Below are 508 nucleotides of genomic sequence, written 5' to 3'. Positions count from 1 at the left end.
GCGCATGAGAAACTGGGCTGGAAACCGGAAATCACCCTGTCGGAGATGGTCTCCGAGATGGTGGCGAACGATCTGGAAGCCGCGAAAAAACACTCACTGCTGAAATCTCACGGTTACGAGGTGGCCATCGCGCTGGAGTCCTGAGAATGAATAAGCAACGAATTTTTGTGGCGGGCCATCGCGGGATGGTGGGCTCCGCCATTGTACGGCAGCTTGCGCAGCGCGGCGACGTGGAACTGGTGCTGCGCACCCGCGATGAGCTGGATCTGCTCGACGGGCGCGCGGTACAGGCGTTCTTTGCCGGAGCGGGTATCGACCAGGTTTATCTGGCGGCGGCGAAAGTGGGCGGCATTGTTGCCAACAACACGTATCCGGCGGATTTTATTTATGAAAACATGATGATAGAGAGCAACATTATTCACGCCGCGCATCTGCACAACGTGAACAAACTGCTGTTTCTCGGTTCGTCCTGTATCTATCCGAAACTGGCAAGGCAGCCGATGGCGGA

Annotated in this window: 1 protein-coding gene and 1 pseudogene; both read left to right on the top strand. The window is 56.5% G+C overall.

The window, feature by feature from the left end; translation table 11 throughout:
• A pseudogene (locus tag NBA72_RS24180) lies at positions 1–144 on the top strand (GDP-mannose 4,6-dehydratase); the annotation flags it as partial.
• Positions 145–146: 2 nt separating this feature from the next.
• Positions 147–508: NAD-dependent epimerase/dehydratase family protein (locus tag NBA72_RS24175; RefSeq protein ID WP_001795092.1), on the top strand; the 362-nt coding region annotated here is incomplete at its 3' end.

This window comes from Salmonella sp. NW1250 (assembly GCF_051812965.1).
Taxonomy (GTDB): Bacteria; Pseudomonadota; Gammaproteobacteria; order Enterobacterales; family Enterobacteriaceae; genus Salmonella; species Salmonella enterica.
Note: the sequence above shows the minus strand (reverse complement) of the source record. Positions and strands in the feature narration are given on the sequence as shown.